We start from the raw sequence: 26440 nt of genomic DNA, 5'->3' as shown, positions 1-26440 counted from the left end.
ACTCATGCGCTGCCGGCCAGTTCGCGCAGGCGGCGGCGGTCGCGCCGCATCCAACCGAGCAGCTCCTCGGCCGGCATCGGCCGCGCCAGCAGATAACCCTGCGCCATGTCGCAGCCGAGGTCGCGCAGCAGACGCCAGTCGGCCTCGCTCTCGACACCCTCGGCCACCGTGTGCACGCCGAGGCGCTGGCCCAGTTCGAGCGCGCTCTTCAGCACGACGTGGCGGTTCGGCCACTGCGCCGCGCCGTGCACGAAGGCGCGGTCGATCTTCAGTTCGGTGAACGGGCAGCGGGCGAACTGCTGCATCGACGAATAGCCGATGCCGAAGTCGTCCATCGCCAGGCCGAAGCCCATCAGGCGCAACCGCCCCAGGTTGGTCAGCGACTGCGACAGCTGGCGCATCACGCTGGTCTCGGTGACCTCCCACACCAGCGCCGCCGGCGCCACGCCGGAGGCCAGCACCAGCGCCGTCAGGCGGTCGATGAAGGCGCGCTCGGCCAGATTGTCGGCCGACAGGTTGATCGACACGGTGAGCGGCGGCAGGCCGGCCTCGCGCCAGGCCAGCATGCGCTCGAGCACCTGGCCGACGATGGCCAGGGTGAAATCGGCCATCAGCGCGCTGCCCTCCAGCGGGCCGATGAAGTACAGCGGCGCCAGCAAGCCGCGCTGCGGATGCTGCCAGCGCGCCAGCGCCTCGACGCCCTTCAGCTGGCCGCTGCCCATGGCCACCTTGGGCTGGAAATACGGCAGGAACTCGCGCCGCGCCAGCGCCGCCGCCAGCTCGGCCAGGGTCGGCACGAAGTCGGGCGGGCGGGCCTGGCCGCCGGGCGCGCGCGCGGTCAGCTCGAGCAGCTGTTGCAGCGCGGCCGCCTGCACCGGCTTGAGCAGGGTGCCGAGCAGGCCGAAGCTGGCGTCCTCCGAACCCATGCTCTCGATGATTTCGAGCAGGCGCGGGTCGCGCGCGCTGATGACGATCAGGTGGCGCACCAGGCGCCGCTCGCGCAGCTGGCAGGTCAGCTCGATGCCGTCCATGCCCGGCATCTCCAGGTCGGTCAAGACCAGGAACAGCGGCGTGCCGCCGGCGCCCTCGATGACGCGCAGCGCCTCGTTGCCGTCGGCCGCCTCGAGCACGGTGGCGAAGCCCAACTCGCGCAGCAGGGCGACCAGGTGGGCCCGCTGCACCGCGCTGTCCTCGACCACCAGCACGCTCTGGCCGTGCCAGGGGGCGGCGGCGGCGTGGCCGGCGGCGGCGGGCTGGACGGAGCTGTCGATGGTCATGGCCGGTTCCGCTCAGTTGAGAAAGGAGGCGAGCTGCTGCAGGATCTCGCGGTGGATCAGGTTGAGCGGCATGCTCTTCTCGACGCCGCCGCGCTTGACCGCCTCCTTGGGCATGCCGTAGACCACGCAGCTGGCCTCGTCCTGCGCCACCGTGCGGGCGCCGGCCTTGAGCATCTCGAGCAGGCCGGCGGCGCCGTCGTCGCCCATGCCGGTCATGATGACGCCCAGCGCGTTGGCGCCGGCGCAGCGCGCCACCGAGCGGAACAACACGTCGACCGAGGGCCGGTGGCGGTTCACCAGCGGGCCGTCGACCACCTCGACGAAGTAGTAGGCGCCGGTGCGGCGCAACAGCATGTGCTTGCCGCCGGGCGCGATCAGGGCGCGGCCGGGCACCACCCGGTCGTTGTTGGCGGCCTCCTTGACGCTGATCTGGCAGACGCTGTCGAGCCGCGCGGCGAAGGCGGCGGTGAACTTCTCCGGCATGTGCTGGACGATGACGATGCCGGGGCAGACCCGCGGCAGCGCCGTCAGCACCTCCTCCAGCGCCTGGGTGCCGCCGGTCGAGGTGCCCAGCGCCACCACCCGCTCGGTGGTCTGGGTCATCGCCCGGCCCTCGGCCGGCGGCAGGATCACGTCGGCGTTGTGCTTGACGGTGGGCTGCGGCGGCGGCGCCGCCGCGCGCCCGGCCAGGCGGCGCACGTTGGCGCCGGCCGCCGCGCGCACCGCCGAGACCAGCTCGTCGGCGCTGTCGTGCAGGAACTGCTTGAGGTCGAGGCGCGGCTTGGTGATGATCGCCACGGCGCCGGCGGCCAGCGCGTCCATCGAGGTCTGCGCGCCCTTCTCGGTCAAGGTCGAGCAGATCACCACCGGCGTCGGCCGCTCGGCCATGATCTTGCGCAGGAAGGTGATGCCGTCCATGCGCGGCATCTCGACGTCGAGCACGATGACGTCGGGCCACTGCGTCTTCATGCGCTCCATCGCCAGCAACGGGTTGGCCACGGCGTGGGTGACGACGATGCCCTGGGCGCCGTTGAGCAGGCCGCTGAGCACCTGGCGCACCACCGCCGAATCGTCGACGATCATCACATCGATGCTCATGCGGACTCCTTGTGCGGGCGGCGCAGCACGAAATCGGGCGGCACCTGGCGGCTCAGCACCTCGCCGCTGCGGATGGTGAAGATCAACTGCCGGTGGCCCTCGCCGAACAGGCTCTCCGACACCAGCGCGACGCCGTGCTGGCGCAGCAGCTCGCGCGCGCAGTCGCCGTTCTGCGTGCCGATGTCGCGCACCTTGGCGCTGCGCGGGAACATCGCGCCGCCGCCGAACAGCTTGCCCTGGCACTGCGCCAGCGGCACGCCGCGCCGCTCCAGGCCGGCCAGCAGGAAGTTCATGGCGTCGACGCCGTACATGCCGGAACGGCCGTCGTCGCCCTTGCGGTTGACGCCGGGCAGCAGGAAGTGCGACATGGCGCCGATGCGCCGGCCCGGATGCCACAGCGTGATCGAGACGCAGGAGCCGAGCAGGGTGCGCACGCGGTACTGCTCGTCGCCGACGAAGCAGTCGCCCGGCATCAGGAACACGTCGATCAGCTTGTGGCCGCCGCTCATGACGCCGGCTTGCGGTAGATCGACGGCGCCACCGCCTGCACCGCGTCGCTGATGTCGTTCAGCGTCTCCGAGTGGCCGATCAGGAAGTGGCCGCCGGGGCGCAGCTGGGCCAGCAGGCGGGCCACCACGGCGCGCTTGGTGGCCAGGTCGAAGTAGATCATCACGTTGCGCAGGAAGATCAGGTCGAAGCTGCCCAGCTTGGGCAGCGGTTGCACCAGGTTGAGGTGCTGGAAGCTGACGCGGGCGCGCAGCGCGCGCTCGACCAGCATGGTGCCGGCCTCGCCGCCCTGGCCCTTCAGACAGTAGCGCTTCAGGTAGGCCGGCGGCATCTGGCTGGCCCGCTCCATCGGGTAGTGGCCGCGGCGCGCCTTGTCCAGCACGCGGCTGCTGATGTCGGTGCCGAGCACCTCCCAGGGCGCCTCGCCGAGCACCTCGGCCAGCACCATGGCGATGCTGTAGGGCTCCTCGCCGCTGGAGCAGGCGCCGCTCCACACGCGCAGGCCGCGCTGCTGCGCCTTGGCCGCCTGCGCCAGCTCGCGCAGCAGGGCGAAGTGCTTGGGCTCGCGGAAGAAGTAGGTCTCGTTGGTGGTCAGCAGGTCGACCGCCATCTGCAGCTCGGCCGGCTCGCGGCGGCTCTCCAGCAGTTGCAGGTAGTCGCCGTAGCTGGCCAGCTGGAAGTGCGCCAGGCGCTTGGCCAGGCGGCCGCTGACCAGCGCCTGCTTGCCGTTGGCCATGAAGATCCCCGCCGCCTCGTAGATGAAGCGCTGGAACTGCGAAAACTCGCGGTCGGTCAGGGTGATCATCGCCATGCCGGGCCTCAGTGCTGGGCGGCGGCGCGGGCCAGCGCGACGATTTCTTCGCCCGACAGCACGCGCTCGATCGACAGCAGGCTGACGAAGCGGCCGTTGGCCTTGCCGATGCCGGCGATGAAGTCGGGCCGGATGCGCGTGCCGAAGGCCGGCGGCGGCTCGATGTCGCCGGCGGCGATGTCGACCACGGCGTTGACGGCGTCGACCAGCATGCCCAGCACCTGCTTGCCCTGTTGGCTGTCGGCCAGCTCGACGATGACGATGCAGCTGCGCTTGCTGACCGGGCTGCTGGCGCGGCCGAAGCGGGCCGACAGGTCGAGCACCGGCACCACCGCGCCGCGCAGGTTGATGACGCCGCGCACGCAGCTCGGCATCATCGGCACGGTGGCCAGGCTGCCGTACTCGATGATCTCCTTGATGTTGAGGATGCCGACGGCGAACTGCTCCTCGCCCAGCATGAAAGTGAGGAACTGGCTGGGCAGCGCGGCGGCGGCGGCGGCCGCCGCGGCGACCAGCGCGCGGCTGGCGCTGTGCTCGGTGCTTGTGATCATCTGGCGCTCCACGAAAGGTTGAAAGGCGGCCGGCTCAGGCGGCGGCCAGCTGGGCCGCGCCCTTGCCGCCGACCTGGCCCATCAAGGCGGCGACGTCGAGGATCAGGGCGACGTCGCCGCTGCCCAGGATGGTCGAGCCGCTGATGCATTTGACTTCGGAGAAGATCGGGCTGAGCGGCTTGATGACGGTCTGGAACTCGCCCAGCAGGGTGTCGACCACCAGGCCGGCGCGCTGGTTGCCGAACTTCAGCACGACGATGCTTTCGCGCCGCGTCGGCTGGCCGTCCAGCGCGAACAACTGGCGCAGGCGGATGAAGGGCAGCACCTGGCCGCGCAGGTTGCAGTAGTCCTGGCCCGGCTCGGCGGCATACTCGATGCACTCCTCGATCATGTCGAGCGGGATGACGAACACCGAGCCGCCGACCTGCACCAGGAAGCCGTCGATGATGGCCAGGGTCAGCGGCAGGCGCACCGTGACGATGGTGCCGGCGCCCTCCTTGCTGTCGACCTCGACGCTGCCGCGCAGGGCCGTGATGTTGCGCTTGACCACGTCCATGCCGACCCCGCGGCCGGACAGGTTGGTGATCTTTTCGGCGGTCGAGAAGCCGGCCTCGAAGATCAGGTTGTAGATCTCGCCGTCGGACAGCTTGCGCTCCGGCTCGACCAGGCCGCGCTCGATCGCCTTGGCCAGGATGCGCTCCTTCTGCAGGCCGCCGCCGTCGTCGCTGACCTCGATGACGATGCTGCCCGATTCGTGGAAGGCGTTCAGCGAGATCAGGCCGCGGGCCGGCTTGCCGCGCGCCAGGCGCAGCTCGGCCGGCTCGATGCCGTGGTCCATGGCGTTGCGCACCAGGTGCATCAAGGGGTCGCCGATCTTCTCGACGACGGTCTTGTCGAGTTCGGCGTCCTCGCCGTCGACGGCCAGGCCGATGTCCTTGCCCAGCTCGCGGGCGACGTCGTGCACGACGCGCTGGAAGCGGTTGAAGGTGGCGCCGATCTTGACCATGCGCAGTTCGAGGGCGGCGTCGCGCACCTCCTCGACCAGGCCGGACAGCACCGAGGTGCATTCCTGCAGCTCGACGTTGTGGATGCGCTGGCCGATCAGGTTGGCGCGCGCGCCGGCGATGATGAGTTCGCCCACCAGGTCGATCAGGCGGTCCAGCTTGTCGGAGTCGACGCGGATCGAGCGGCTCTCCTGCGCCTTCTGCTCGCTGGCCTGCTTCTGCTTGGCCAGCGCCGCCTCGACCACCACCGGCGGCACGTTGCCGGCGCCGACCAGGATCGAGCCGATCTGGCCGCTGGCGGCGTCCTGGCTGGCCAGCGCCTGCTCCAGCTCGCGCGCCGTGACGCTGCCGCAGCGCACCAGGATCTCGCCCAGGCGGGCGTCCTGCTCGGGCAGGGTGCGGATCAGCTCGACGTAGCGCGAGACCCGGCTGTGCGGCGGCAGGATGTGCATCACGCAGTCGTCGTGGACGAATTCGAAGACCGCCTCGATGGTCTCCTTGTCGGCCTGGCTGTCGAAGGCGATCTCGAAGCCCAGGTAGCACAGCTCGGCGTCCATCTGCTCGGCCGGCGGCAGCGCGTCGACGGTGGCGATGCCGACGATGCGGCCCAGCTTGGCCAGGTAGCGCAGGAAGGCGATCGGGTCCATGCCGTTCTGCAGCACGCCGCGGCCGAAGCGCAGCGAGATGTGCCAGTGGTCGCGCTCGCCGGACTCGCCGCCCATGCGTTCGACGCCGGGCGGCGCCACCTCGACCAGCGGGCTGGCGCCGGCGGCGGCCGGCCCGTGGCCGGCGCCGGGCGCGCTCATGTGGCGGCGCAACTGGGCCACCAGGGCGGCGTCCTCGGCGGCGTTGGCCGGGTCGGCCTCGGTGACGCCGGCGGCCAGGCCGTCGATCAGGCCGGACAGGTAGTCGCAACAGGACAGCAGCAGCACGATCATCTCGTCGACCAGCACGACGCGGCCGTCGCGCACCTCGTCGAGCAGGCTCTCGACGACGTGGGTGAAGGCGACGATGTGGTCCAGGCTGAACAACCCGGCCGAGCCCTTGATGGTGTGGGCGGCGCGGAAGATGGCGTTGATCGCCTCGCCCTGGTCGCCGGCCAGGTCGACGTTGAGCAGGGCGTTCTCCATCTCCTCGAGCAGCTCGCGGCTCTCGACGATGAAGGTTTGCAGCGCTTGGTCCAGGTTCATGGCTTACCTCGCTAGGCAGGTCGGCGGTATCGTCGGCGGTATCAGTGGGCGGCGGCGGACACCAGCAGGGCGTCGCCGAAGTAGCCGCCCAGGTCCAGCATGTCGAAGATCTCCAGCACGGCGGCGCTGTGGCCGACCAGGCGCAGTTGGTGGCCCAGCGTGGTGGCGTGCTGCTTGGCCAGCATCAGCACCTGCAGGCCGGCCGTGTCGAGCTCGCTGACGGCCGACAGGTCGAGCTCGAGCAGCGGCGCGCGCGCCAGCGCCAGCATCAGCTCGCCCTTCAGCTCGGCGGCGCGGTAGATGGTCAGCTCGCCGGCGATGGCGAGGCGGGTGGCGGCGGTGCTGGGATCGACAGACATGGCGGCTCCGTGGCGGGTGGGGTGGATCGGATCGAAGGCGGCGGCTCACCTGCGGCGACGCGCGGGCGCGCGCCGCCTAGGGCAGCACCAGCTTGGCCACCGCGCCGAGCAGCACCTCGGGTTTGAAGGGCTTGACCACCCAGGCCTTGGCGCCGGCCGCCTGGCCCTCCTTCTTCTTGCTCTCCTGCGACTCGGTGGTCAGCATGATCACCGGCGTGAAACGGTACAGCGGCAACTGCTTGAACTCCTTGACGAAGGTGATGCCGTCCATGTTGGGCATGTTGACGTCGCACACCACCAGATGGATCTTCTGCCCGGTGCATTTGGACAGCGCGTCGACCCCGTCGCGCCCCTCGATCACGTCGTAGCCGGCGCCCTTGAGCGCGATCCCCACCACCTGACGCAGCGAAGCCGAATCGTCGACCACCATGATTGTCTTGGCCATGCATTACCCCCCTTAGAAAAACGTCACCTCGTCGACGGCGGCGGCGGCGATCGGCCGGGCCTTGCCGCCGTGGTGCACGGCGTGCTCCTCGGCCATCGCGTAGGTCTTTTCCAGCTCGCCCAGCAGGGCGGCGGCGGCCAGCGGTTCGAGGCCGGCGCCGTCGGCGTAGCGGGCGCGGTTCTCGCGCAGCAGTTGCGGCAGCAGGTCCATGTTGTCGCGCACGTGGGCCATCACCTGGCTGACCCGGTCCTGGAACTGCAGTTGCACCAGCGCCTCGCCGACCTCGCCCTGGATCGCCACGCTGTCCTGCTTGAGCGATTCGGTCGACTGCTGCAGCGCGTCGGTGACCTGGCGGAAGTCGTTCAGCACGCTGGCGATCATGCCCTCGGCCGAGTGCAGCGAGGCGTTCTCCTGCTCGCTCGACAGCTCGGCCGCCTGGCTGGCGGCGAGGATGGCGCGGCTGATCTGGCCGACCCGCTCGGCGATGCTGCGGCCGGTTTCGGCCGAGCGGTTCGACAGGTTGCGCACCTCGGTGGCGACCACCGCGAAGCCGGCCCCGGCCGGGCCGGCGCGGGCCGCCTCGATGGCCGCGTTGAGGGCCAGCAGATTGGTCTGGGCGGCGATGCTGGCGACGCCCTCGGCCATGCCGCGCAGCTCGCGGGTGTAGGCCTCGAGCTGCTTGATCTGGTCGAGCATGGTTTGCTTGGAGCGCATCGCCGACTGCATCGAGGCGACCACCGAGCCGAGCTGGCTCTGGCTGTGGCCGAACACCTCGGCCAGCGAGGGGCCGTCCTGGCCCCGCTGGCCGCTGCCGGCGTTGTGCAGGGTGTTGTCGAGCTTGTCGACGATGGAGGAGAAGCGCCCGGCCAGCTCGGCCACGGCGTCCTCCATCTGGCTGCGCGAGGACTCCAGGTGGCGGCTCCAGACCGGCAGCACGGCGTCGCCGAACTGCTCGCGGCCCTCCAGGTAGCGCTCGATCATGCTGTCCGGCGCGCCGCGGGCGGCGCCGAGCAGGCGCGCGGCGCCGGCGCCGGCGGCCAGCAGCAGCGCGGCCCACAACCAGGCCAGCCAGCCGGCGTGGCCCCAGCCGGCCGCCAGCGTGCCGACGGCGCCGGCCAGCGCCAGGGCGAGGGGAAGCAGGATCGCGCTGCCGAGACTGGTGATATTTTTCACTGGACGCCGCCCCCCGAAAAAACCATCCGGGACATGCCGCCAACGGGCATGCCGTTACGAAATTTTCTCCACCCATTCTGATCCAACGCGGCGCGAAAGGAAAGCCTTGAAATGCTCCGCCGCGCACTCGCTGGCAAGCCAATTGTAGCTGGAGTTGTTCACGCTGGCGCTGTATATAACTTCCAAAGAGAAATAATTTCCACGCGACACATGCGCCGCCGCCGACGCCCCGTGCCACGCCCCTGGCACCCTGTTGCAGGAGCGCAACCCGCTGCCCCGCCGCCTTTGCGTATGGACTTTTTCGGCCGTCGCCTGTACATTCCCACCGTTACAAAGTAATAATTAAAGCAATGCGATCTCAACAACAACATTTCTATAGGAACAAGCCCAATGAAACAATACGGAGCTGAATTTTTTGGTACCTTCTGGCTGGTGCTGGGCGGCTGCGGCAGCGCCGTGCTGGCGGCCGCCTTCCCCGGCGTCGGCATCGGCCTGCTGGGCGTTTCGCTGGCCTTCGGCCTGACCGTGCTGACCATGGCCTACGCCATCGGCCACATCTCCGGTTGCCACCTGAACCCGGCCGTGTCGATCGGCCTGTGGGCCGGCGGCCGCTTCCCCGCCAACAAGCTGCTGCCCTACATCGTCGCGCAGGTGCTCGGCGGCATCGCCGCCGGCGGCGTGCTCTACCTGATCGCCAGCGGCAAGGCCGGCTTCGACCTGGCCGGCGGCTTCGCCTCGAACGGCTACGGCGCGCACTCGCCGGGCGGCTACTCGCTGACCGCCGCCCTGATCACCGAAGTGGTGATGACGGCGATGTTCCTGCTGGTCATCCTCGGCGCCACCGACGGCCGCGCCCCGGCCGGCTTCGCGCCGCTGCCGATCGGCCTGTGCCTGACCCTGATCCACCTGATCAGCATCCCGGTCACCAACACCTCGGTCAACCCGGCGCGCAGCACCGGCGTCGCGCTGTATGTCGGCGACTGGGCCACCAGCCAGCTGTGGCTGTTCTGGGTCGCGCCGATCGCCGGCGCGCTGATCGGCGCCCTGATCTACCGCGTGATCGGCTCGAAGGACTGAGCCGCGCCGGCCTGACGGCCGCCGCTTGAACGGCCGGGGGCGCGCCAGCGCCGCCCGGCCTTTTTATTGCCTTTTTGTCTTTTTATCGTCTTTTTATTGTCTTTGATCGGCCGGTTTAGCGCCGAGTTTATCGCCGAGTTTATCGCCGAGTTTATCGCCGAGTTTGCCGCCGATTCGGCGCCCGCGGATCGGTTACCGTGGCTGGAGCCGATGATCGAGCCGGTCATCTTCCCGCACCACCGCGCGCGCCTCCACTTCTTCGCCAGCCGCGACCACGGCAATTAAAAGGCCAATCCAAGACCGCAACGCCAGCCGAGCAGACCAATCCTGTACCGATGGCCGCCGCGCCGGCGCCAATCGTGGCGCCGCCGGCCACCTCCGTCAGATGCCGGGCGACACGGCGGCCGTCTTGTGGCATATTGCCATTTAGAAAAATACGATTTGCGAGGGCAAACGTTTACCGGTAACACGCCAAGCAAACTGTAGAATAATTCCCGCCATGAAACTGACCCGTTTGTTCGCCGTTTCCATCGCCGTGCTGGCGTTGCTCAGCGGCGCCATGCTGGGCCACATCGTGCTGACGGAATGGAACAACTACCGCGCCGCCGCCGACGGCCTGCGCATGCTCGAACTGGTGCAAAAGAGCATGCTGGCGACCGAGAAGCTGTCCGCCGAGCGCGGCCCCGCCAACGGCCTGATGGGCGACGGCCTGCCACACCGGGCGCTGCGGGTGCAGCGCCTGGCCGATGCGCGCGAGGCCAGCGACCGCGCGCTGGCCGACCTGCGGACCTGCATCGACGCCGGCCCGGCGCCGTCGGCCGCCGCGCTGGCCACCTTGCGCCGGGTCCAGCCGGCCTTGCTGGCGGCGCGCCGCACGGTCGACCAGCTGGCCGCGCTGGAGCAGGCGCAACGGCCGCCGGCCGAACTGACCGCCGCCGTCGAGCAGATGTTCGCCCTGGTGCCCATCATCATGGAGACGGTCAACGAATTCTCGCGCAGCTCGGAGCAGCGCTATCCGCAGTTCGCGGTGATCCAGCAGAACGCCCGCTTCGCCGTCGAACTGCGCGAATACGCCGGCCGCCTGGGCTCCCAACTGACGGCCGCGCTGGCCGGGCGGCAGCCGCTGGACGACACGGCGCAGCGGCAAATCCAGTTCATCGAGGGCCGCATCGAGCAGCTGCGCCAACTCATCAAGCTGCCCACCAACAGCGTCGCCGCCGACCCGCGCCTGCTGGTGGCGGTGCGCGCGATGGAGCAGCGCTACTTCGGCGACGGCCTGGCGCTGGTGGCCGAGATGGTGCGCGCCAGCCGCGCCGGCCTGCCCTACCAGATGGACACCGGCCAGTTCGCCGAGCGCTACGTGCCGACCATGACGCCCATCCTGCGCGTGCGCGACGTGCTGCTGGAGGCTTCGCTGGAGCAGGCCCGCCAGGCCTACGACACGGCGCAACGCCAACTGCTGCTGGCCTGCGCCACCGGCGCCTTGACCTTGCTGGTGCTGACGGTGCTGGTGCTGATCGTGCGGCGCCGGGTGATCCGGCCGCTGCTGTGGGCGACGCGCGCGCTGGTCAACCTGAGCAACGGCGACCTGGCCAGCGAGGTGCGCGGCACCGGCCGGCGCGACGAGGTGGGCGACCTGCTGCGCGCCCTGGTGGCGCTGCGCGCCGGCGCGCTCGACAAGCAGCGCCTCGAACAGGAGCGCCAGCACCTGATCGAGGAGCTGCGCCGCAGCGCCGACACCGACTACCTGACCGGCATCCTGAACCGGCGCGCCTTCACCGTGGCCGGCCAGCTGCGCATGCGCGGCGCGCAGGAGCAGGACTTGTCGCTGGCGGTGATCCTGTTCGACATCGACCACTTCAAGTCGGTCAACGACTGCCACGGCCACGACGCCGGCGACCAGGTGCTGATCCGCGTCGCCGCGCTGGTGCGCCACGAGCTGCGCGACGGCGAGATCCTGGCCCGCTACGGCGGCGAGGAGTTCGTCGTCATGCCGGCCTACTGCGACCTGAACGCGGCGCGCGTGGTGGCCGAGCGGCTGCGCCGCGCCATCGAGGCCGAGCCGCTGCCGCTGGTCGACGGCCACATCCTGCGCATCACCGCCAGCTTCGGCGTGGCCGCCGCCAGCGGCCAGCGGGCCGCCCTCGACAGCCTGTTCCACGCCGCCGACCTGGCGCTGTACCGCGCCAAGCACCTGGGCCGCAACCGCGTCGAGGGCTAGTCATATCCAGAGGCCGTTTAGCCCTGGGATTGGTGCAGGCGGTATTTGCGCAGCACGCCGTCGCTGCCGAACAGCAGCACCAGCTCGCGGCTGCGGTCCGGCACGAACAGCGCGGCCGTGCCGATGATCGGGATGTAGCGCACGAAGGTGGGCACGCTCTGCTGGTCGCGGTAGACCCAGATCTCGTAGCCGCTGTCGAACTTGAACACGTGCGAGTCGCCGAAGGCGGCGGCGATGTCGGCCTTGGTGCTGTGGCCGACCTTGATGGCGTGGTCCATCTCGCCCCGGCTCATGCGGCTGACGGCGCCGTTGCCGACCACGGCGCAACCGCCCAGCAGCAGCAACATGGCCCAGCTCAATCGGCTCAGGATATTCATCATAATCGACTCCATTCAGGGCGCGCGCGATGCTGCGGCAGCGGACGCCGTCGGCGCCGGGCCGTCGTCCATGTATTCAAAGGTGACGACGGTGTCGTCGGGCCAGCTGTCGTCCCACAGCGGCAGCTGGTAGGCGCGGTCGCGCAAGTGGCTCCAGTCGCGCCCCGAGTACAACAGGCGCGCCAGCGGGCCGGTGCCCAACTGGGCGCCGTACAACATGTCGCTGGACAGGCTTTGGTGGCGCGCGCCGTTGACCAGGTTGACGCCGAACACGGCGCGCTCGGCCAGGAAGGGGAACAGGGTGCCGCGCCAGCCGCAGGGATTGTCCAGCGCCGCCAGCGCCAGGTTGGCCGGCGTCGAGGGGAAGTCGGCGACCCGGCCGACCACGCCGATATTGCATTCGAGCCGCAGGTCGCCCAGCCGGCGGGTGTCCGGCGCCACGCCGGGCGAGCGCACGTCGGCGAACCACAGCACACTGCCGGCGTGGCGGTTGGCGCGCAGGCGGGCGCCGGCGGCGGCCAGCGCGGCGTCCTGCGGCAGCGTGAAGCTGAAGTCGTCGGCCAACGCCAGCGGCACGCTGCTCTGCTCGGTGATCAGACTCAGCCGCAGCGGCTTGCGCAAGGCGTCGGTGGGGAAGCCGAGCAGGCGGAAGCGCAGCGTGATGCCGGGCATGCGGGGGGCGTAGCGCTCGAACAGCTCCATGCCCTTGAGCATCCTGCCGTACAGCCGCTCGGACGGATCGTCCAGGCCGCTGACCTCGACGGCGGGGATGCCGGCGCCAGCGACGGCGGCGTCGAGCGGCGGCGGCGGCACGGCCGGCGACAGCGGCGTCGACGCGGCCGGGGCCGAGCCGGCCAGGCAGCACAAAGTGCCGAGCAACGTCATGCGTTGCCACATCGCCTGTCTCGCCGTCATGCCCTGCCTCCTTGTCGTTTGGGGCGTTCAGCACGCCGGAAACAAAGTGTTGCAATTTACCGGGCAAGACTCCAGTCATTTGTGCGGAGCACCATCGGATGCCACTTGGGGTAGCGCGAGGCGGTACGCGCGGACAAAAAAAAGCCAGTCCGACGGGACTGGCCTGCTCTGCTTGCGGCGGACGGCGCGGCGCCGTCCGCCGCCCCGCGCCGGGGCGCGCCTACTTCTTGGCGAACTGCTTGTCGACCGAACCCTGGGTCACCGGGTGGTAGCGTTCGCGCGCCTTGGCGTACAGCGCCTTGGCCCAGACCTTGTCGTCCGGCTTCTTCAGCAGCGCGGTGTACAGCGGCACGACGAATTTTTGCCGGCCCACGCTCATCAGGAAGCTGTCCAGCGGCTCGCGCACGTTGTAGCCGGCCTTCACCGAGGCCAGGTAGAAGCGGTAGGCGATCTCGTTGTTGCCGCTTTTGCCCAGGGCGAACTGCTGGTCGAGCTCGGCCAGCTGGGCCGCCGTGGCCTTGCCGCTGATGTCGTTGAGGAAGTGCATCCACTCGGGCGCGATCCAGGCCTTGGCGTCGATGTCCTTGGTGGCCAGTTCGCCCTTCAGCCAGGCGTTGCGCTGGGCGTCGACGGCGGCCAGGCGCGGCGAGACGGCGCGCTTGGCGCTGGCCGGCACGCCGGCGCCGTGCAGCCACTCGTCGAGCTCGGCCTCGCTCATCAGCTCGGGATGGCCGTCGAGCAGGTTCTTGCGCAGGTAGGCGAGGAACTGCTCGGTGGTGGCCGACTGGAAGGCGTGCTGGTCGAACCAGCCGCGCAGGAAGGGGTCGAACACGGCGCGGCCGGCGCGCTGTTCGAGCGTGCGCAGGAACCAGGCGCCCTTCGGATAGGCCAGGCCCTCGTCGGTGTAGGTGGCGGCCGGCCGCTCGTCGGGGTCGCGGCTGATCAGCGCCTGGCGCGCCGGCGGGATCTCCGGCAGCGAGGCGAACAGCTCCTCCTGCTCCAGCTGCAGGCCGATCTCGGCGACGTCGACGCCGTACAGGCTCTCGACGATGCGCGTGGTGACATAGGTGGTGAAGCCCTCGTTGAGCCACCAGTGCTTCCACGAGGCGTTGGTGACCAGGTTGCCGGACCAGGAATGGGCCAGCTCGTGGGCGATCAGGTCGACCAGGCTGCGGTCGCCGGCGATCATGGTCGGCGTCAGGAAGGTCAGCCGCGGGTTCTCCATGCCGCCGATGGGGAAGGACGGCGGCAGCACGATCATGTCGTAGCGCTCCCAGCGGTAGGGACCGTACAGGCTTTCGGCGGCGGCGATCATCTTCTCGGTGTCGGCCAGCTCCCAGGCGGCCGCTTCGATGCGGGCCGGCTCGGCGTAGACGGCCGAGCGCGGACCCAGCTTGCGCAGCTCCAGCTCGCCGATGGCGATGGCCAGCAGGTAGGCCGGGATCGGTTGGGCCATGCGGAACTTCCAGCCGCCGACGCCGGTGGCGTTCTGGTCGTTCTCGGCGCTCATCACCACGCGCAGGCCGGCCGGCGCGTCGATGCGGGCGCTGTAGGTGAAGCGCACCGCCGGGGTGTCCTGCAGCGGCGCCCAGGAGCGCGCGTTGATGGTCTCGGACTGGCTGAACATGAAGGGCCGCTTGCCCGACATGGTCTGCTGCGGCGTCATCCACTGCAGCGCGGCGGCGGCGGGCGCCGTGTGGTAGTAGATGCGCACCTTCTGCGGCTGGGCGGCGACGGCGATGCGCAGGGCGCGGCCCTTGTCGGCCTCCAGCTTGTCGAGCATGTAGGAGGCCGGCGCCCACTTGCCGTTGGCGCCCAGCACCTGGACGCGGGCGATGCTCAGGTCGCGCGTGTCGAGCACCAGGCTGCGCGCCGACTTGTCGAGCCAGTTCAGGCTCAGTTCGGCGTAGCCGCTCAACGTCTTGTTGGCGAAGTCGGCCTTCAGGTCGAGGTGCAGGTCGCTGGTGCGCACCTGGTCGTAGCGGGCGTAGCTGAGCGGGTCGGCCTGCGCGCCGGCGGCGAGGCCGAGCAACAGACACAGCGCGAGGCGCAGGGGATTCGGTGAGGGCATGGTGGTCTTCGCAAAAAATAAACAATTAGAAAAGATTGCCGACAAGGGCAGGGGCGCCGAGCAGAATAGCACAAGGGGCACGCTGGACCGGGCGGCGGGCTTGCGGTATCATCGCGGTTGAACATTGGGGAGTAGTCGTCCGTCGGCCCGTCCGGCGGAATCTGTATCAACATAATCGGCCCGCAGGCCGTGGTGCAGATGGTGAACCACTTGACGAGACCACTGATCAAGGGGCGGCCGCATGGGCCGGAGCCGCCCCTGGATCATTGGTAAACCGTCCGGCCCGCGTACCACACCACTCCCATGGAAGCTTTCCTCGTCTCTAGCGGCATCGTCGCGCTCGCCGAAATCGGCGACAAAACCCAATTGCTGGCCTTCGTGCTGGCCGCCAAATTCCGCCGTCCCCTGCCGATCGTGCTGGCGATCTTCGTCGCCACCGTGGCCAACCACGCCTTCGCCGCCGCCGTCGGCGGCTGGGTCACCGGCCTGCTGGGGCCGGACCTGCTGCGCTGGGTGCTGGGCGCCTCCTTCCTGGCGATGGCGGCCTGGACCCTGGTGCCCGACAAGCTCGACGACGACGACACCAAGCTGGCCGGCTACGGCGTGTTCCTGACCACGCTGATCGCCTTCTTCATGGCCGAGATGGGCGACAAGACCCAGGTCGCCACGGTGGCGCTGGCGGCGCGCTACGACAGCCTGGCGGCGGTGGTGGCCGGCACCACCGTCGGCATGATGCTGGCCAACGTGCCGGCGGTCTACCTGGGCGAGCGCATCGCCGGGCGGATATCGCTGAAATTGGTGCACGGCATCGCGGCCGCCGTGTTCGCCCTGCTCGGTCTGGCGACGCTGCTGGGCGCGGGCGCCGGCTGGGGTTTCTAGTCGATTTCCGGCACGCCGGAACTTGCCAATTTGTTTATTTTTCTGTCCGTTTATGTGCGTTCGCACACAGATCTCAAAAAATTGATAAGATATCATCTTTGTTAAGTATGAAATCAATGAAAGAGGTTTGCATGAATGTCCAGATCACCCTGGCGATCGCGGCGTTGATGCTGGGGCTGAGCGCCTCCGCCGGCGCCACCACCATCAGTATCGAGGCGCCGGCATCGACCATGCCGGCCGCCTGGATCGACCAGTCCCTGGCCCCCACCCTGCTCGAAGGTTTGGAAGAGGCCGATCTGCGCGATTTCGTGGCGCTGCAAAGCGGCTTGGACTTGACGCTGGACGGCGCCGCGCTCGCCGGCATCGCCGCGCCGGCGCCCTTGCGCGCCGGCCGCGCCGAACTGAACGCCCAAGCCCGGGCGCACCACGCGCAGCCCTTGGCGGAACCCATCCCCGAGCCGGAGATATACACAATGTTTCTGATCGGCATTGCCGTCCTGCTGCTGGCCGGCCGCCGCCGCGACAACGCCACCGCGCGCTGGCGCATGATCCGCGTGGTCGAATAAGCGCAATCCGGGCGCAACCCGGCGTCAACCCGGGGTCGACCCGGACTCAAGCCAAGGCCGCCCCGGCAGCAGCCCCGCCCCCCCGAACAAAGAACCGGCACCGCAAACGCGGCGCCGGTTTTTTTTCGCCGGCGCCAGGTCCACGGCGCCGGTTTTTTCGGCGGCGCCGGGCGCCGCCTCAGCCCGCCAGGCGCAGCTCCACCACATGGCTGGCGCCGTCGTCGAGCAGCGCGAAGCCATTGTCCGGCTGGGCCACGCCGTCCAGGCTCAGGCCAACCGCGCCGGCGCCGGCGCGGCTAACACCGATCCGGTAGACGGCCGCGCCGTGGCGGTAGCTCATCTCGAAGCCGTCCCAATCGGCCGGCAGGTGCGGCGCCAGCGACAGGCGGCCGGCGGCCCGCGTCAGCCCCAGCATCTCCTCGACGATCAAGCGGTACATCCAGCCGGCCGAGCCGGTGTACCAGCTCCAACCACCGCGGCCGACGTGGGGCGGCACGGCGTAGATGTCGGCCGTCACCACATACGGTTCGACCTTGTAGCGGGCGCAGCCCTCGGCCGTGGCGGCATGGCTCAGCGGATTGATCATGCGCAGCAGTTGCCAGGCCCGCTCGCTGTCGCCGAGGCGGGCGAAGGCCATCACCGTCCAGATCGCGGCGTGGGTGTACTGGCCGCCGTTCTCGCGCACCCCCGGCACATAGCCGCGGATGTAGCCGGGGTTGGGCTCGGCGCGGTCGAACGGCGGGTCGAGCAGCTGGATCAGGCCGTGCTCGCGCCGCACCAGGCGGGCGTCGACCTGCTCCATCGCCTGGCGCGCGCGGGCCGGCTGGGCCGCGCCCGACAGCACCGCCCAGCTCTGCGAGATCGAATCGATCTGGCACTCGGCGTTGGCGTGCGAGCCGAGCGGCGTGCCGTCGTCGAAGTAGGCGCGGCGGTACCACTGGCCGTCCCAGGCGTGCGCCTCGACGCTGGCGGCCAGGCGCTTGGCCTCGACCCGGCACTCGGCGGCGAAAACGCCGTCCTGGCGCCGCTCGGCCAGCTCGGCGAAGCGCAGCAGCACCTCGTACAGGAAGAAGGCCAGCCAGACGCTCTCGCCCTTGCCGTGCTCGCCGACCTTGTCCATGCCGTCGTTCCAGTCGCAGGAGCCGATCAGCGGCAGGCCGTGGGCGCCGAAGCGCAGGCCGTGGCGCAGCGCCCGCACACAGTGCTGGTACAGCGTCTCGCTGCGCGCCGAGCGGCTCGGCAGGTCGTAGTAGGAGTCCTCGTCGGGCTTGACGGCGCGGCCCTCCAGGTAGGCCGCCGTCTCGTCGAGCACGGCCAGGTCGCCGGTCACGGCGACGTAGCGGCAGGCCGCCAGCGGCAGCCACAGGTAGTCGTCCGAGCAGTGCGTGCGCACGCCACGGTCGGACGGCGGATGCCACCAGTGCTGCACGTCGCCCTCGATGAACTGGTGGCCGGCGCACAGCAGCAGGTGCTCGCGCAGCAGCTGCGGCGCGCTGTGCAGCGCCGCCATGGCGTCCTGCAGCTGGTCGCGGAAGCCGAAGGCGCCGCCCGACTGGTAGTAGCCGCTGCGCGCCCACAGCCGGCAGGCGATGGTCTGGTACAGCAGCCAGCCGTTGACCAGCACGTCGAGCGCCGGCTCGGGCGTGGCGATGCGCACGGCGCCAAGGGTGGCGGCCCAGTGGGCGCGCACGGCGGCCAGCGCGGCGGCGGCGGCGGCGGCGTTGCCGTGCTGCTGCACCATGCTGCCGGCGTCGGCGTTGCGGCGGCCGCCGACGCCGAGCATGAAGACGAACTCGCGTTCCTCGCCGGGCGCCAGCTCGCAGGGCAGTTGCAGCGCGGCGCAGGCGTCGAGGCCGGCGCCGAGCCGGCCCGACAGGCGGGTGCGGCGCAGCGCGGCCGGATCGGCCAGGCTGCCGTTGCGGCCGATGAACTCGGCGCGGTCGGCGCTGAAGCTGGCGCCGGCGGCCAGGCCGGCGTCGGCGTGGAAGAAGGCGACGCGGCCGCTGAACTCGGTGTTGTAGGCGTTGCGGGCGAACAGCGCGCCGCTGGCGCCGTCGCGCTCGGTGATGATGTGCATGCCGGACTTGCTGCGCATGTCGCCCAGCACCCATTCGACATAGCCGGTGACGGACAGGCGGCGCGGCTGGGCGCCGTCGTTGCGCAGCCGCAGCACGCTGTACTTGAGCGCCGCGTCGAGGGCGACGAAGGTGGTCAGTTCGCTGGCGATGGCGCCCCCGCTGTGCTCGAACACGCTGTAGCCGAAGCCGTGCCGGGTCAGGTACTCGCCGTCGCCGCCGGCCGGCAGCGCGGTGGGCGACCAGACCTCGCCGCTGTGCTCGTCGCGCAGGTAGAAGGCTTCGCCGCTGGCGTCGCCGACCGGGTCGTTGTGCCACGGCGTCAGGCGGAACTCGTGGGCGTTCTCGTGCCAGCTGTAGGCCTGGCCGCTCTCCGACACCACGCTGCCGAACTGGGCGTTGGCCAGCACGTTGCACCACGGCGCCGGCGTGCGCCGGCCGGCGCCGTGGCGGATCAGGTACTCGCTGCCGTCGGCCGAGAAGCCGCCGACGCCGTTGTCGAGCAGCGGCGCGCCGGCGCCGGCGGCGACATCGGCGGCGGGCGGCGGCTCGGCCGGGCGGGCGGCGCCGCCGGGGCGGCCCTCGCCCAGCGGCGGCGGCAGGCGCGGCGTCGGCGCGGCGGGCCGCTTGATCTGCTCGGCCAGGGTGCCGCGGCTGTCGCTGATGATGACCCGCGCCACCGACTGCAGCAGCACGCGGTCCTCGTTGGCGATCTGCTCGGCCTGGCGCACGAAGATGCCGCCCGGCCGGTCGATCGCCTGGGCGTCGTGGCCGGAGGCGATCAGGCCCATGATCTGCTCGTGCAGCAGCTGGCGGTAGCCGGCCTGGTCCTCGTACCAGATCACCAGGTCGACCACCAGGCCCTTCAGGCGCCAGTAGGCGTGCGCCTGCACCAGTTGGCGCGCCAGCTCGATGTTGGCCGGGTCGCGGATCTGCAGCAGCACGATCGGCAGGTCGCCGGAGATGGCGTAGGCCCACAGGCCGGACTGGCCGCGCTGGTTCTTCTGCAGGATGGCCGGCTCGGCGCGCAGCAGCGCGTTGGGGTAGATGACGGTGCTGGCCAGGCGGGCGTAGAGCTGGGCGTCGGCCTCGCTGGCGTTGAGCTGGCGCAGCACCACCTGGCTGTGGGTCCAGGCCAGTTCGAAGACGCGGTCGGCCAGGTGGCGGTCCTGGTACTTGTCGATCAGGTGCAGCGCCGCCTCGCGCGTGTCGGTCACGCCGCTGACGATGTCGACGGTGGCGCTCTGGTCCGGTTCGAGCACGATGCGGTAGCGGATCGCCACCACCGGGTCGAGCACCGAACCGGCGCCGCCGGCCAGCGGGCCGGCCCGCCGCATGGCCAGCGGCGCGATGGTGCTGCGGCCACGGCCGATGAAGCGGGCGCGGTCGGTTTCGAACGAGACGGCGGCGACGCTGGCGTCGTGCACCGTCATCAGGTGCAGCATGGTCGGCGTCGCCTCGTCCCTGCCACGGGGCCGGCGCGCGCACAGGATGGCGTTCTCGTGCGCCAGGATCTCGGTCTGCACGAACAGCTTGCCGAAGGCCGGGTGGGCGGCGTCGGCCGCCGGCGGCGCCATCACCACCTCGGCGTAGCTGGTCAACTCGACGACGCGGCGGCGCGCCGACTTGTTGGTGATGCGGGTGCGGCGCAGCTCGATGTCGTCCTCCGGCGAGACGACGATCTCGGTGTGCAGGTCGAGCTCGTGGTCGCTGCGGCGGAACTCGGCGCGGCCCTCGGAGAAGATCACCTCGTACTTGCGCGGCGCGGCCAGGGTCGGCTGGTAGGTGGTCGACCAGACGGCGCCGTCCTCGACGTCGCGCAGGTAGCAGAAACTGCCCCAGTGGTCGCGCGTGCCGTCCTCGCGCCAGCGCGTCACCGCCAGGTCGCGCCAGCGGCTCGACCCGCCGCCGGCGTGGCTGACCATGACGTGGTAGCGGCCGTTCGACAACAACTGGGTCTCGGGCAGCGAGGTGTTCGGCTGGGTCAGCACGCGCAGCGGCACGGCCTGTTCGGCCGAGCCGCTGCGCAGCTCGCCCTCGACCTGCTGCTGGGCATGGAAGGCGCCGGCCTGCGGGATGCGCTCCTGCAGCAGCAGCAGGGTGGCGCGCAACTCGGCGTCGGCCTCGAAGCGGCGTTGCATCGGCCGGTCGTGCAGCAGGTAGCCGATGGCCAGCAGGCCCATGCCCTGGTGGTGCACCATGAAGGAGCGCACCACGGCGGCGCTGTGGCCGCGCGGCAGGCGGGCGGCGGTGTAGTCGATCGCCTCGTAGAAGCCGTAGCGGCCGAGCAAGCCCAGCGCGGCCATGCGTTGCAGGTTCTGGCAGGCCGCCTCGGGCCGCACCATCAAGCCCATCATGCAGGCGTAGGGCGCCACCACCAGGTCGTCGGCCAGGCCGCGCTTGAGGCCCAGGCCGGGCACGCCGAAGGCGCGGTACTGGTAATTCAGGCTGGCGTCGACCGTGTTGTAGCCGGACTCGGAGACGCCCCACGGCACGCCGCGCTGGCGGCCGTAGTCGATCTGCGCGTCGAGCACGGCCTGGTAGGTCTGCGTCAGCAGGGTGTTGGGATAGCTCGGCATGACCAGCAGCGGCATCAGGTATTCGAACATCGAGCCGCTCCACGACAGCAGCAGCGGGCGGCCGCCGACCACGCACAACTGGCGCCCCAGCGCGAACCAGTGCTGCTGCGGCAGTTGGCCCTGGGCGATGGCGACGAAGCTGGCCAGCCGCACCTCGGAGGCGAGCAGGTCGTAGTAGCTGGCGTCGAGGCGGCGCTCGCTGACGCTGTAGCCGATCGCCAGCAGCTTGGTGCTGGGGTTGTAGAGGAAGGCGTAGTCCATCTGCGCCTGGGCGCGGGCCATGCCGGCCAGCGCGGCGATGCGCTCGATGCGGCTGACGGCGCGGGCGCCGCCCAGCGCCACCAGCTCGGCCAGTTGCTGCTGGCGGGCGCGCTCGTCGGGCGCCAGGTCGGAGGCGCTGGCGGCGGCCGGTTGCAACCCGGCCAGCGCGCGCAGCGTCGGCATGCGCAGCAGCGCGGCGTCGAGCACGGCGTCGGCCGGCAACGCCGACCAGGGCGCCAGCTCGGCCAGCTCCCGCTGGGCGGCGCGGCACTGGTGCGCCAACGCGGCGGCCCAGTCGCGCGCGGCGGGGTCGCCGTGGCCGGCGACGTGGATCAGCAGCGCCTCGGCCAGGGCGGCGCCGCGCGCCAGCCAGTCGTGCAGCGCCGGCAGATGGTCGGGCGGCGGCGCCGCGGCCAGGTGTTGGCGCAGCGCGGCGGCGGCGGCGCCCAGCGGCGCCGGCAGGCCGCGGCCGGGTTCGGCGGCGGCGGCGGCCAGCGCCTCGTCGAGCACGGCGGCGGTGACGGCCATGCCGTCGAACAGCTGGGCGCCGAGCAGCGGCTGCTCGAGCAGGCCGAGCAGGCCGGCCTGCAGCACCAGCAAATGGCCGGCCAGGTTGCCGCTGTCGACGGTGGAGATGTAGATCGGCAGCAGCGGCTGCAGGCTCAGCGTGTCGTACCAGTTGTACAGGTGGCCCTGGTGGCGCTCCAGCAGCGCCATGCTGGCCAGGGTGTGCTCGCTGCGCTCGAGCAGCGTGCCGACGCCGACGAAGCCGAAGTCGTAGGCGCTCAGGTTGGCCAGCAGGGCCAGGCCGATGTTGGTCGGCGAGGTGCGGTGCGCCACCACCGCCAGCGGCTGCTCCTGCACGTTGTCGGGCGGCAGCCAGTGGTCGGCCGGGCCGACGTGGTCCTCGAAGAAGGCCCAGGTGCGCCGCGCCAGCAGGCGCAGGAAGCGGTGCTGCTCGGCCGACAGGCGGTCCGGCGCGGCGGCGGCCGGCCGGCTGATCCACCAGGCCGCCAGCGGCGAGCCCAGCCAGGCCAGCAGGAAGGCGGCGGCGGGCGCCAGCGCGGCCGGCCGCCACAGCGCCAGCGCGGCGCCGACGCCCAGCGCCAGCAGCGGCGCGCACCACATGGCGCGCCAGTTGGCGGCCAGGCCGTCGGCGCCCGAGGCCAGCGCCGAGGCGCGCCACTCCAGCAGGTGGCGCCGGCTGACCAGCAGGCGCCAGGCGCTGCGCGCCGCCGCGTCCAGGCTGAAGGCGGCCTCGTAGGGCAGGAACACCAGTTGCAGCAGCGCGTGCGACAACTGCAGGCCGCTGCGCCGCAGCGAACCGGCCAGGTGCTGGCGCCACAGGGTTTCGACCGGCTTGCGGTCGAGGTCGACCAGGGCGCCGACCAGGCCGGGGCCGAAGATCACCGCCAGCGCGGCGCCGCTCCACAACCAGGCCTGGCCGGGCAGGGCCCAGCCCAGCAGCAGCAGGGCCAGCAGGGTCGGCGCCACCAGGCTGCGGCGCAGGTTGTCGAACAGCTTCCAGCGCGACAGCGCCGACAGCGGGTTGGCCTCGCGGCTGCGGCCGTCGACCCCGGCCGGCACGCGCGGCAGCAGCCAGGACAACAGCTGCCAGTCGCCGCGTATCCAGCGCTGGCGCCGCGCCACGTCCTCGCTGTAGCGGGCCGGATAGGCCTCGTACAACTGGGCGTCGCTGAGCAGGCCGGCGCGCAGGTAGCAGCCCTCGATCAGGTCGTGGCTGAGGATGCGGTTGTCGGGCAGGCGCGCCGCCAGCACCTGCTCGAACACGTCGACCGCGTAGATGCCCTTGCCGATGAAGGAGCCCTCGTAGAACACGTCCTGGTAGACGTCGGAGACGGTGCGCGTGTAGGGGTCGATGCCCGACTCGCCGCCGCACAGCTTCTCGTAGCGCGAGGCGCGCTCGCCGGGCAGGCTGGCCGAGACGCGCGGCTGCAAAATGCCATAGCCCTCGACCACCCGGCCACGGCGCGGATCGATACGGGCGACGTTGAGCGGATGCTCCATGGCGGCGATGAACTGGCGCGCGGCGTCGCGCGGCAGCTGGGTGTCGGTGTCGAGCGTGATGACGTACTTGACCGTGCCCAGCGCGGCCAGCACGGCCGCCTCGCCCTCGACGGCGGCGAAGTGCTCGCCGCCGTGGCCGCGCAGGAAGCCGTTCAGTTCGAGCAGCTTGCCGCGCTTGCGCTCGTGGCCCATCCACACGCCCTCGCGGGCGTTCCAGCGGCGCGCCCGGTGCAGCAGCAGGAAGGGGCCGGGCGCGTCGGCGCCGGCGTAGCGGGCGTTGAGCTCGCGCACGCACTGGCGGGCCTGGGCCAGCAGCGCGGCGTCGCCGGGCAGGCTCTCGGCGGCGGCGTCGGCGTAGTCGGTCAGCAGGCAGAACAGCAGTTGCGGATCGCGGTTGGCCAGGTAGCGCACCTCCATCTGCTCGCCCAGCGCGGCGACGTTGTCGGCGCTGTAGATCAGCGTCGGCACGACGACGATGCTGCGCGCGCCGGCCGGCACGCCGGCGCGCAGGTCCATGCGCGGCAGCGGGTGCGGCCGGGTCAGCAGGGTGGCGCCCCAGTTGACCAGGGCCAGCGCCAGCTGGGCGGCGGCGACCGGCGCCAGCAGCGCCAGGGCGGCCAGCGCCGGGCCGTGGGCGCCGTCGCTGGCGGCGCGCGCCAGCAGCGGCAGCGCGACGGCCAGGGTCAGCAGGCCGGTCGCGCCCAGGTAGGTGGCCAGCGGCGCGGCGCGGGCGCGCGCCTGCAGCGCCGGCCAGGGCGCCAGCCGCACGCACAACTGGCGCGCCAGCAGGCGCTGGCCGGTGCCGACCAGGTAGTGGCCGACGTGGTGGTGGCGCGCGTCGACGCCGCCGGCCTGCAGCCGCGCCAGCCGCAGCGCCATGGCGGCCACCTCGGCCTCGCTGTGGCTGCAGCGCCGCGCCAGCCGCTCGACGACGTGGCGGTACTGGTCGCGGGTGGCGAAGTCCATGCGCGGATACACCTCGGCCGGGTCCTGCCGCAACTCGCGCTCGACCACGCTCATCGACTCGACGAACTCCTGCCAGTCCATGCTGCCGAGCACGCGCAGGCTGCCGATGCTGTTGCTGATCGAGACCTGCTCGGCGGCCTGCTGCTGGATCTCGCTCTGGATCTGCTGCTCGATGGTCAGGCCGCCCTCGGCCAGGCGGTGGCCCAGCCAGGACAGCGCCAGGGTCAGCGCCTGGCTCTGCCCCTGCAGGCGGCGCGCCAGCTCGGCGACGAAGGCGCTGGTGACGGGCGGGTTGGAGCGCGCCATGTCGGCCACCAGCAGGATCAGGCCGCTGGCGTTGTGCTCGGCCACCTGGCCCATCCGCTCGGCCCAGTCGGCCGCCAGGTCGCGCTGGCGGCGGTTGTCGGCGACCCGCGCGGCGACCCGCCGCAGGTTCTCCAGCAGGGCCAGGCGCAGCATGATGGGGATCGCCCACAGCTCGCCCAGTTCGAGCGCGGCGCCCTCCTGGTAGGCGTCGACGAAGCCGCGCAGGCTCTCCGGGTCGACCCGGCCGTCGCCGTGCGAGATGATCTCCAGCGCCAGCTTGTAGACGCGCGGGCAGCCCTCGACGCCGGCGCCGCCCAGCCTTGGCAACTGGCGGCTGTAGCCCTTGGGCAGGTGGCGCCGCGCGGTGCGGATCTGCTCCTCGATCAGGTAGTAATTGTCGAGCAGCCACTCGGAGGCCGGCGTCACCTGCCGGCCGGCCGTCACGGCGGCGGTCAGCTCGGCGCAGGTGGCGCCGATCAGCTCGGCGTTCTCGGCCAGCCGCGCCAGCAGGCGGTCGCGGCGGCTGGAGAAGGTCGGCCGGCGCAGCGTGTGCTGGCCGGCCAGGGTCTTGCCGTGGGCCGCCATTTGCGCCGCGCTGAACAGCTCGGCGCGCAGCGGCAGCTCGTCGTCGTCGTCGGGGCGGACGGCGCCGGAGCGCGCCTCGCGGAAACCTGGGCTGCACCAGGCGAGCAATGCGGTGAGTTGTTTCAAAATGACCTCGCTGTCTGCCCCCACGGGGCCGGCGCCGCCGACGCGCCGGCAGGCGCGCAAACCACGCGATGGAAAGTATGTTCCAAGGCATGGTAGCGGGGCGCACGGCAGCTCACTGTGCGCAGACGTACACAGCGCGCACTTGCCGCCGCGCCAAAACGCGGCGGCGCGAACTCAGGTGCTCGGGGGCTCAGGTGCTAGGGTGCGCGGGTGCGCGGGTGCGCGGCTGCGCCGATGCGCGGGCGATCAGGCGATCAGGCGGCCCAGGCCAGCGGCGCCAGCGCCAGGCCGCCGCTCAGGTTCCAGGCCTGGGCGTAGCCGAGCCGGCGCAGGCACTGCGCCGCCTTGACGCTGCGGTTGCCGCTGCGGCAGAAGAACACCAGCGGCCGGGGCGTGCCGCGCAACCACTCGTCGAGCTGGGCCGCCAGCCGGCTCAGCGGCACGCTCAGCGCGCCACGCCCGCCCGCTCCGGCCGGCGCGGCGGCGGCGTACTCGTAGGGCTCGCGCACGTCGACCAGCAGCGCGTCGGGGTGGCGGCGCAGGAACTGCGCCAGCGCCGCCGCGTCGAGCTGCAGCGCGGCGGTGTCGGCCGGCGCGGCCAGCGGCGGCGCGCGCAACGCGCGCAGGCTGCTGCAGAACTGGTTGTGCGTGTCGCGCGACGGACAGAGCAGCGTGTCGGCGGCCAGCAGCGCGGCCAGGCCCGCTTGCCCGGCGTGAGCGCAGAAGGCGAAACGCACCGCGTCGGCGGCCAGCGCGGCGGCCGGCGCGCCGCCGGCGGCGGCCACGGCGGCGCCGAGCAGATAGCTGCGGCCGCCGTCGGCGTGCCGCGCGCAGACCAGCGTGCGGGCGCCCAGCGCCAGCGCCTCGGCGGCGCTGCCGTCGGCCAAGGTCAGCGCGGCGGCGCCGGCCGGCCAGCCGAAGGCGTCGACGGCGCCGCCGTCCATGCTGTCGGCCAGCGCGGCGGCCAGCGCGGCGCGGCCGGCCGGGCCGGCC

Annotated in this window: 19 protein-coding genes and 1 riboswitch; of the genes, 5 read left to right on the top strand and 14 right to left on the bottom strand. The window is 71.3% G+C overall.

From position 1 onward, the window contains the following. Positions 1-2: 2 nt before the first annotated feature. The 9 genes from H7U20_RS08215 to H7U20_RS08175 form a co-directional block, all read right to left on the bottom strand. On the bottom strand, positions 3-1277 hold the full coding sequence (locus tag H7U20_RS08215) for an EAL domain-containing response regulator (RefSeq protein ID WP_199519101.1): 1275 nt from the start codon (positions 1275-1277) through the stop codon (positions 3-5). 12 nt (positions 1278-1289) lie between these two features. Next, positions 1290-2375 (bottom strand): protein-glutamate methylesterase/protein-glutamine glutaminase, encoded by a 1086-nt coding sequence (locus H7U20_RS08210; RefSeq protein WP_199519100.1) that lies wholly within the window; start codon positions 2373-2375, stop codon positions 1290-1292. Next, complete coding sequence (locus tag H7U20_RS08205; RefSeq protein WP_199519099.1) at positions 2372-2884, bottom strand: chemotaxis protein CheD; 513 nt, start codon at positions 2882-2884, stop codon at positions 2372-2374. The genes H7U20_RS08210 and H7U20_RS08205 overlap by 4 nt, the downstream gene beginning before the upstream one ends. Next, positions 2881-3693 carry a CheR family methyltransferase gene (locus H7U20_RS08200; RefSeq protein ID WP_199519098.1) on the bottom strand — a complete coding sequence of 271 codons (813 nt, stop codon included), beginning with the start codon at positions 3691-3693 and terminating at the stop codon, positions 2881-2883. Before H7U20_RS08200 ends, H7U20_RS08205 begins: the two co-directional genes overlap by 4 nt. A gap of 8 nt (positions 3694-3701) precedes the next feature. Next, positions 3702-4244: a chemotaxis protein CheW gene (locus tag H7U20_RS08195; RefSeq protein ID WP_199519097.1), complete on the bottom strand. Its 543-nt coding sequence runs from the start codon at positions 4242-4244 to the stop codon at positions 3702-3704. A 34-nt stretch (positions 4245-4278) separates the two neighbouring features. Next, the gene (locus tag H7U20_RS08190; protein WP_199519096.1) at positions 4279-6438 is read right to left on the bottom strand and encodes a chemotaxis protein CheA; all 2160 of its coding nucleotides are present in this window, start codon (positions 6436-6438) and stop codon (positions 4279-4281) included. 41 nt (positions 6439-6479) lie between these two features. Next, positions 6480-6797 carry an STAS domain-containing protein gene (locus H7U20_RS08185; protein ID WP_199519095.1) on the bottom strand — a complete coding sequence of 106 codons (318 nt, stop codon included), beginning with the start codon at positions 6795-6797 and terminating at the stop codon, positions 6480-6482. 76 nt (positions 6798-6873) lie between these two features. Beyond that, the gene (locus tag H7U20_RS08180) at positions 6874-7242 is read right to left on the bottom strand and encodes a response regulator (RefSeq protein ID WP_199519094.1); all 369 of its coding nucleotides are present in this window, start codon (positions 7240-7242) and stop codon (positions 6874-6876) included. A 12-nt stretch (positions 7243-7254) separates the two neighbouring features. Next, positions 7255-8415 carry a methyl-accepting chemotaxis protein gene (locus H7U20_RS08175; RefSeq protein ID WP_199519093.1) on the bottom strand — a complete coding sequence of 387 codons (1161 nt, stop codon included), beginning with the start codon at positions 8413-8415 and terminating at the stop codon, positions 7255-7257. A gap of 390 nt (positions 8416-8805) precedes the next feature. Between H7U20_RS08175 and aqpZ the strand changes: the two genes are divergently transcribed. From aqpZ to H7U20_RS08160, 3 genes are all read left to right on the top strand, one after another. Next, positions 8806-9492 carry an aquaporin Z gene (aqpZ, locus tag H7U20_RS08170; protein ID WP_199519092.1) on the top strand — a complete coding sequence of 229 codons (687 nt, stop codon included), beginning with the start codon at positions 8806-8808 and terminating at the stop codon, positions 9490-9492. 66 nt (positions 9493-9558) lie between these two features. After that, positions 9559-9777, top strand: a complete 219-nt coding sequence (locus H7U20_RS08165) for a hypothetical protein (protein ID WP_199519091.1) — start codon at positions 9559-9561, stop codon at positions 9775-9777. A gap of 214 nt (positions 9778-9991) precedes the next feature. Next, positions 9992-11713, top strand: coding sequence for a GGDEF domain-containing protein (locus tag H7U20_RS08160; protein WP_199519090.1), 1722 nt, complete (start codon positions 9992-9994; stop codon positions 11711-11713). Between the two features lie 17 nt (positions 11714-11730). On the opposite strand, the gene H7U20_RS08155 is transcribed toward H7U20_RS08160, so the two are convergent. From H7U20_RS08155 to H7U20_RS08145, 3 genes are all read right to left on the bottom strand, one after another. After that, positions 11731-12093: a hypothetical protein gene (locus H7U20_RS08155; RefSeq protein WP_199519089.1), complete on the bottom strand. Its 363-nt coding sequence runs from the start codon at positions 12091-12093 to the stop codon at positions 11731-11733. 12 nt (positions 12094-12105) lie between these two features. Continuing rightward, positions 12106-13005 carry a hypothetical protein gene (locus H7U20_RS08150; protein ID WP_199519088.1) on the bottom strand — a complete coding sequence of 300 codons (900 nt, stop codon included), beginning with the start codon at positions 13003-13005 and terminating at the stop codon, positions 12106-12108. 220 nt (positions 13006-13225) lie between these two features. Continuing rightward, complete coding sequence (locus H7U20_RS08145) at positions 13226-15076, bottom strand: M1 family metallopeptidase (protein ID WP_199519087.1); 1851 nt, start codon at positions 15074-15076, stop codon at positions 13226-13228. Positions 15077-15190: 114 nt separating this feature from the next. Next, positions 15191-15344, top strand: a riboswitch (yybP-ykoY riboswitch). A 35-nt stretch (positions 15345-15379) separates the two neighbouring features. Here H7U20_RS08145 and H7U20_RS08140 point away from each other — a divergent pair. Then, a complete protein-coding gene (locus tag H7U20_RS08140; RefSeq protein WP_199519086.1) occupies positions 15380-15955 on the top strand; it encodes a TMEM165/GDT1 family protein in 576 nt (191 codons plus the stop codon). Between the two features lie 131 nt (positions 15956-16086). Then, a complete protein-coding gene (locus H7U20_RS08135) occupies positions 16087-16521 on the top strand; it encodes a PEP-CTERM sorting domain-containing protein (protein WP_199519085.1) in 435 nt (144 codons plus the stop codon). Between the two features lie 178 nt (positions 16522-16699). Here the strand turns inward: H7U20_RS08135 and H7U20_RS08130 are convergent, their stop codons facing one another. Continuing rightward, a complete protein-coding gene (locus tag H7U20_RS08130) occupies positions 16700-25447 on the bottom strand; it encodes a GH36-type glycosyl hydrolase domain-containing protein (protein ID WP_370593107.1) in 8748 nt (2915 codons plus the stop codon). A 254-nt stretch (positions 25448-25701) separates the two neighbouring features. Next, a partial coding sequence (locus tag H7U20_RS08125; protein ID WP_199519084.1) for a rhodanese-like domain-containing protein occupies positions 25702-26440 on the bottom strand: 739 nt, incomplete at its 5' end.

It is taken from the genome of Rugamonas violacea, from assembly GCF_016461825.1.
Classification (GTDB): Bacteria; Pseudomonadota; Gammaproteobacteria; order Burkholderiales; family Burkholderiaceae_D; genus Rugamonas.
Note: the sequence above shows the minus strand (reverse complement) of the source record. Positions and strands in the feature narration are given on the sequence as shown.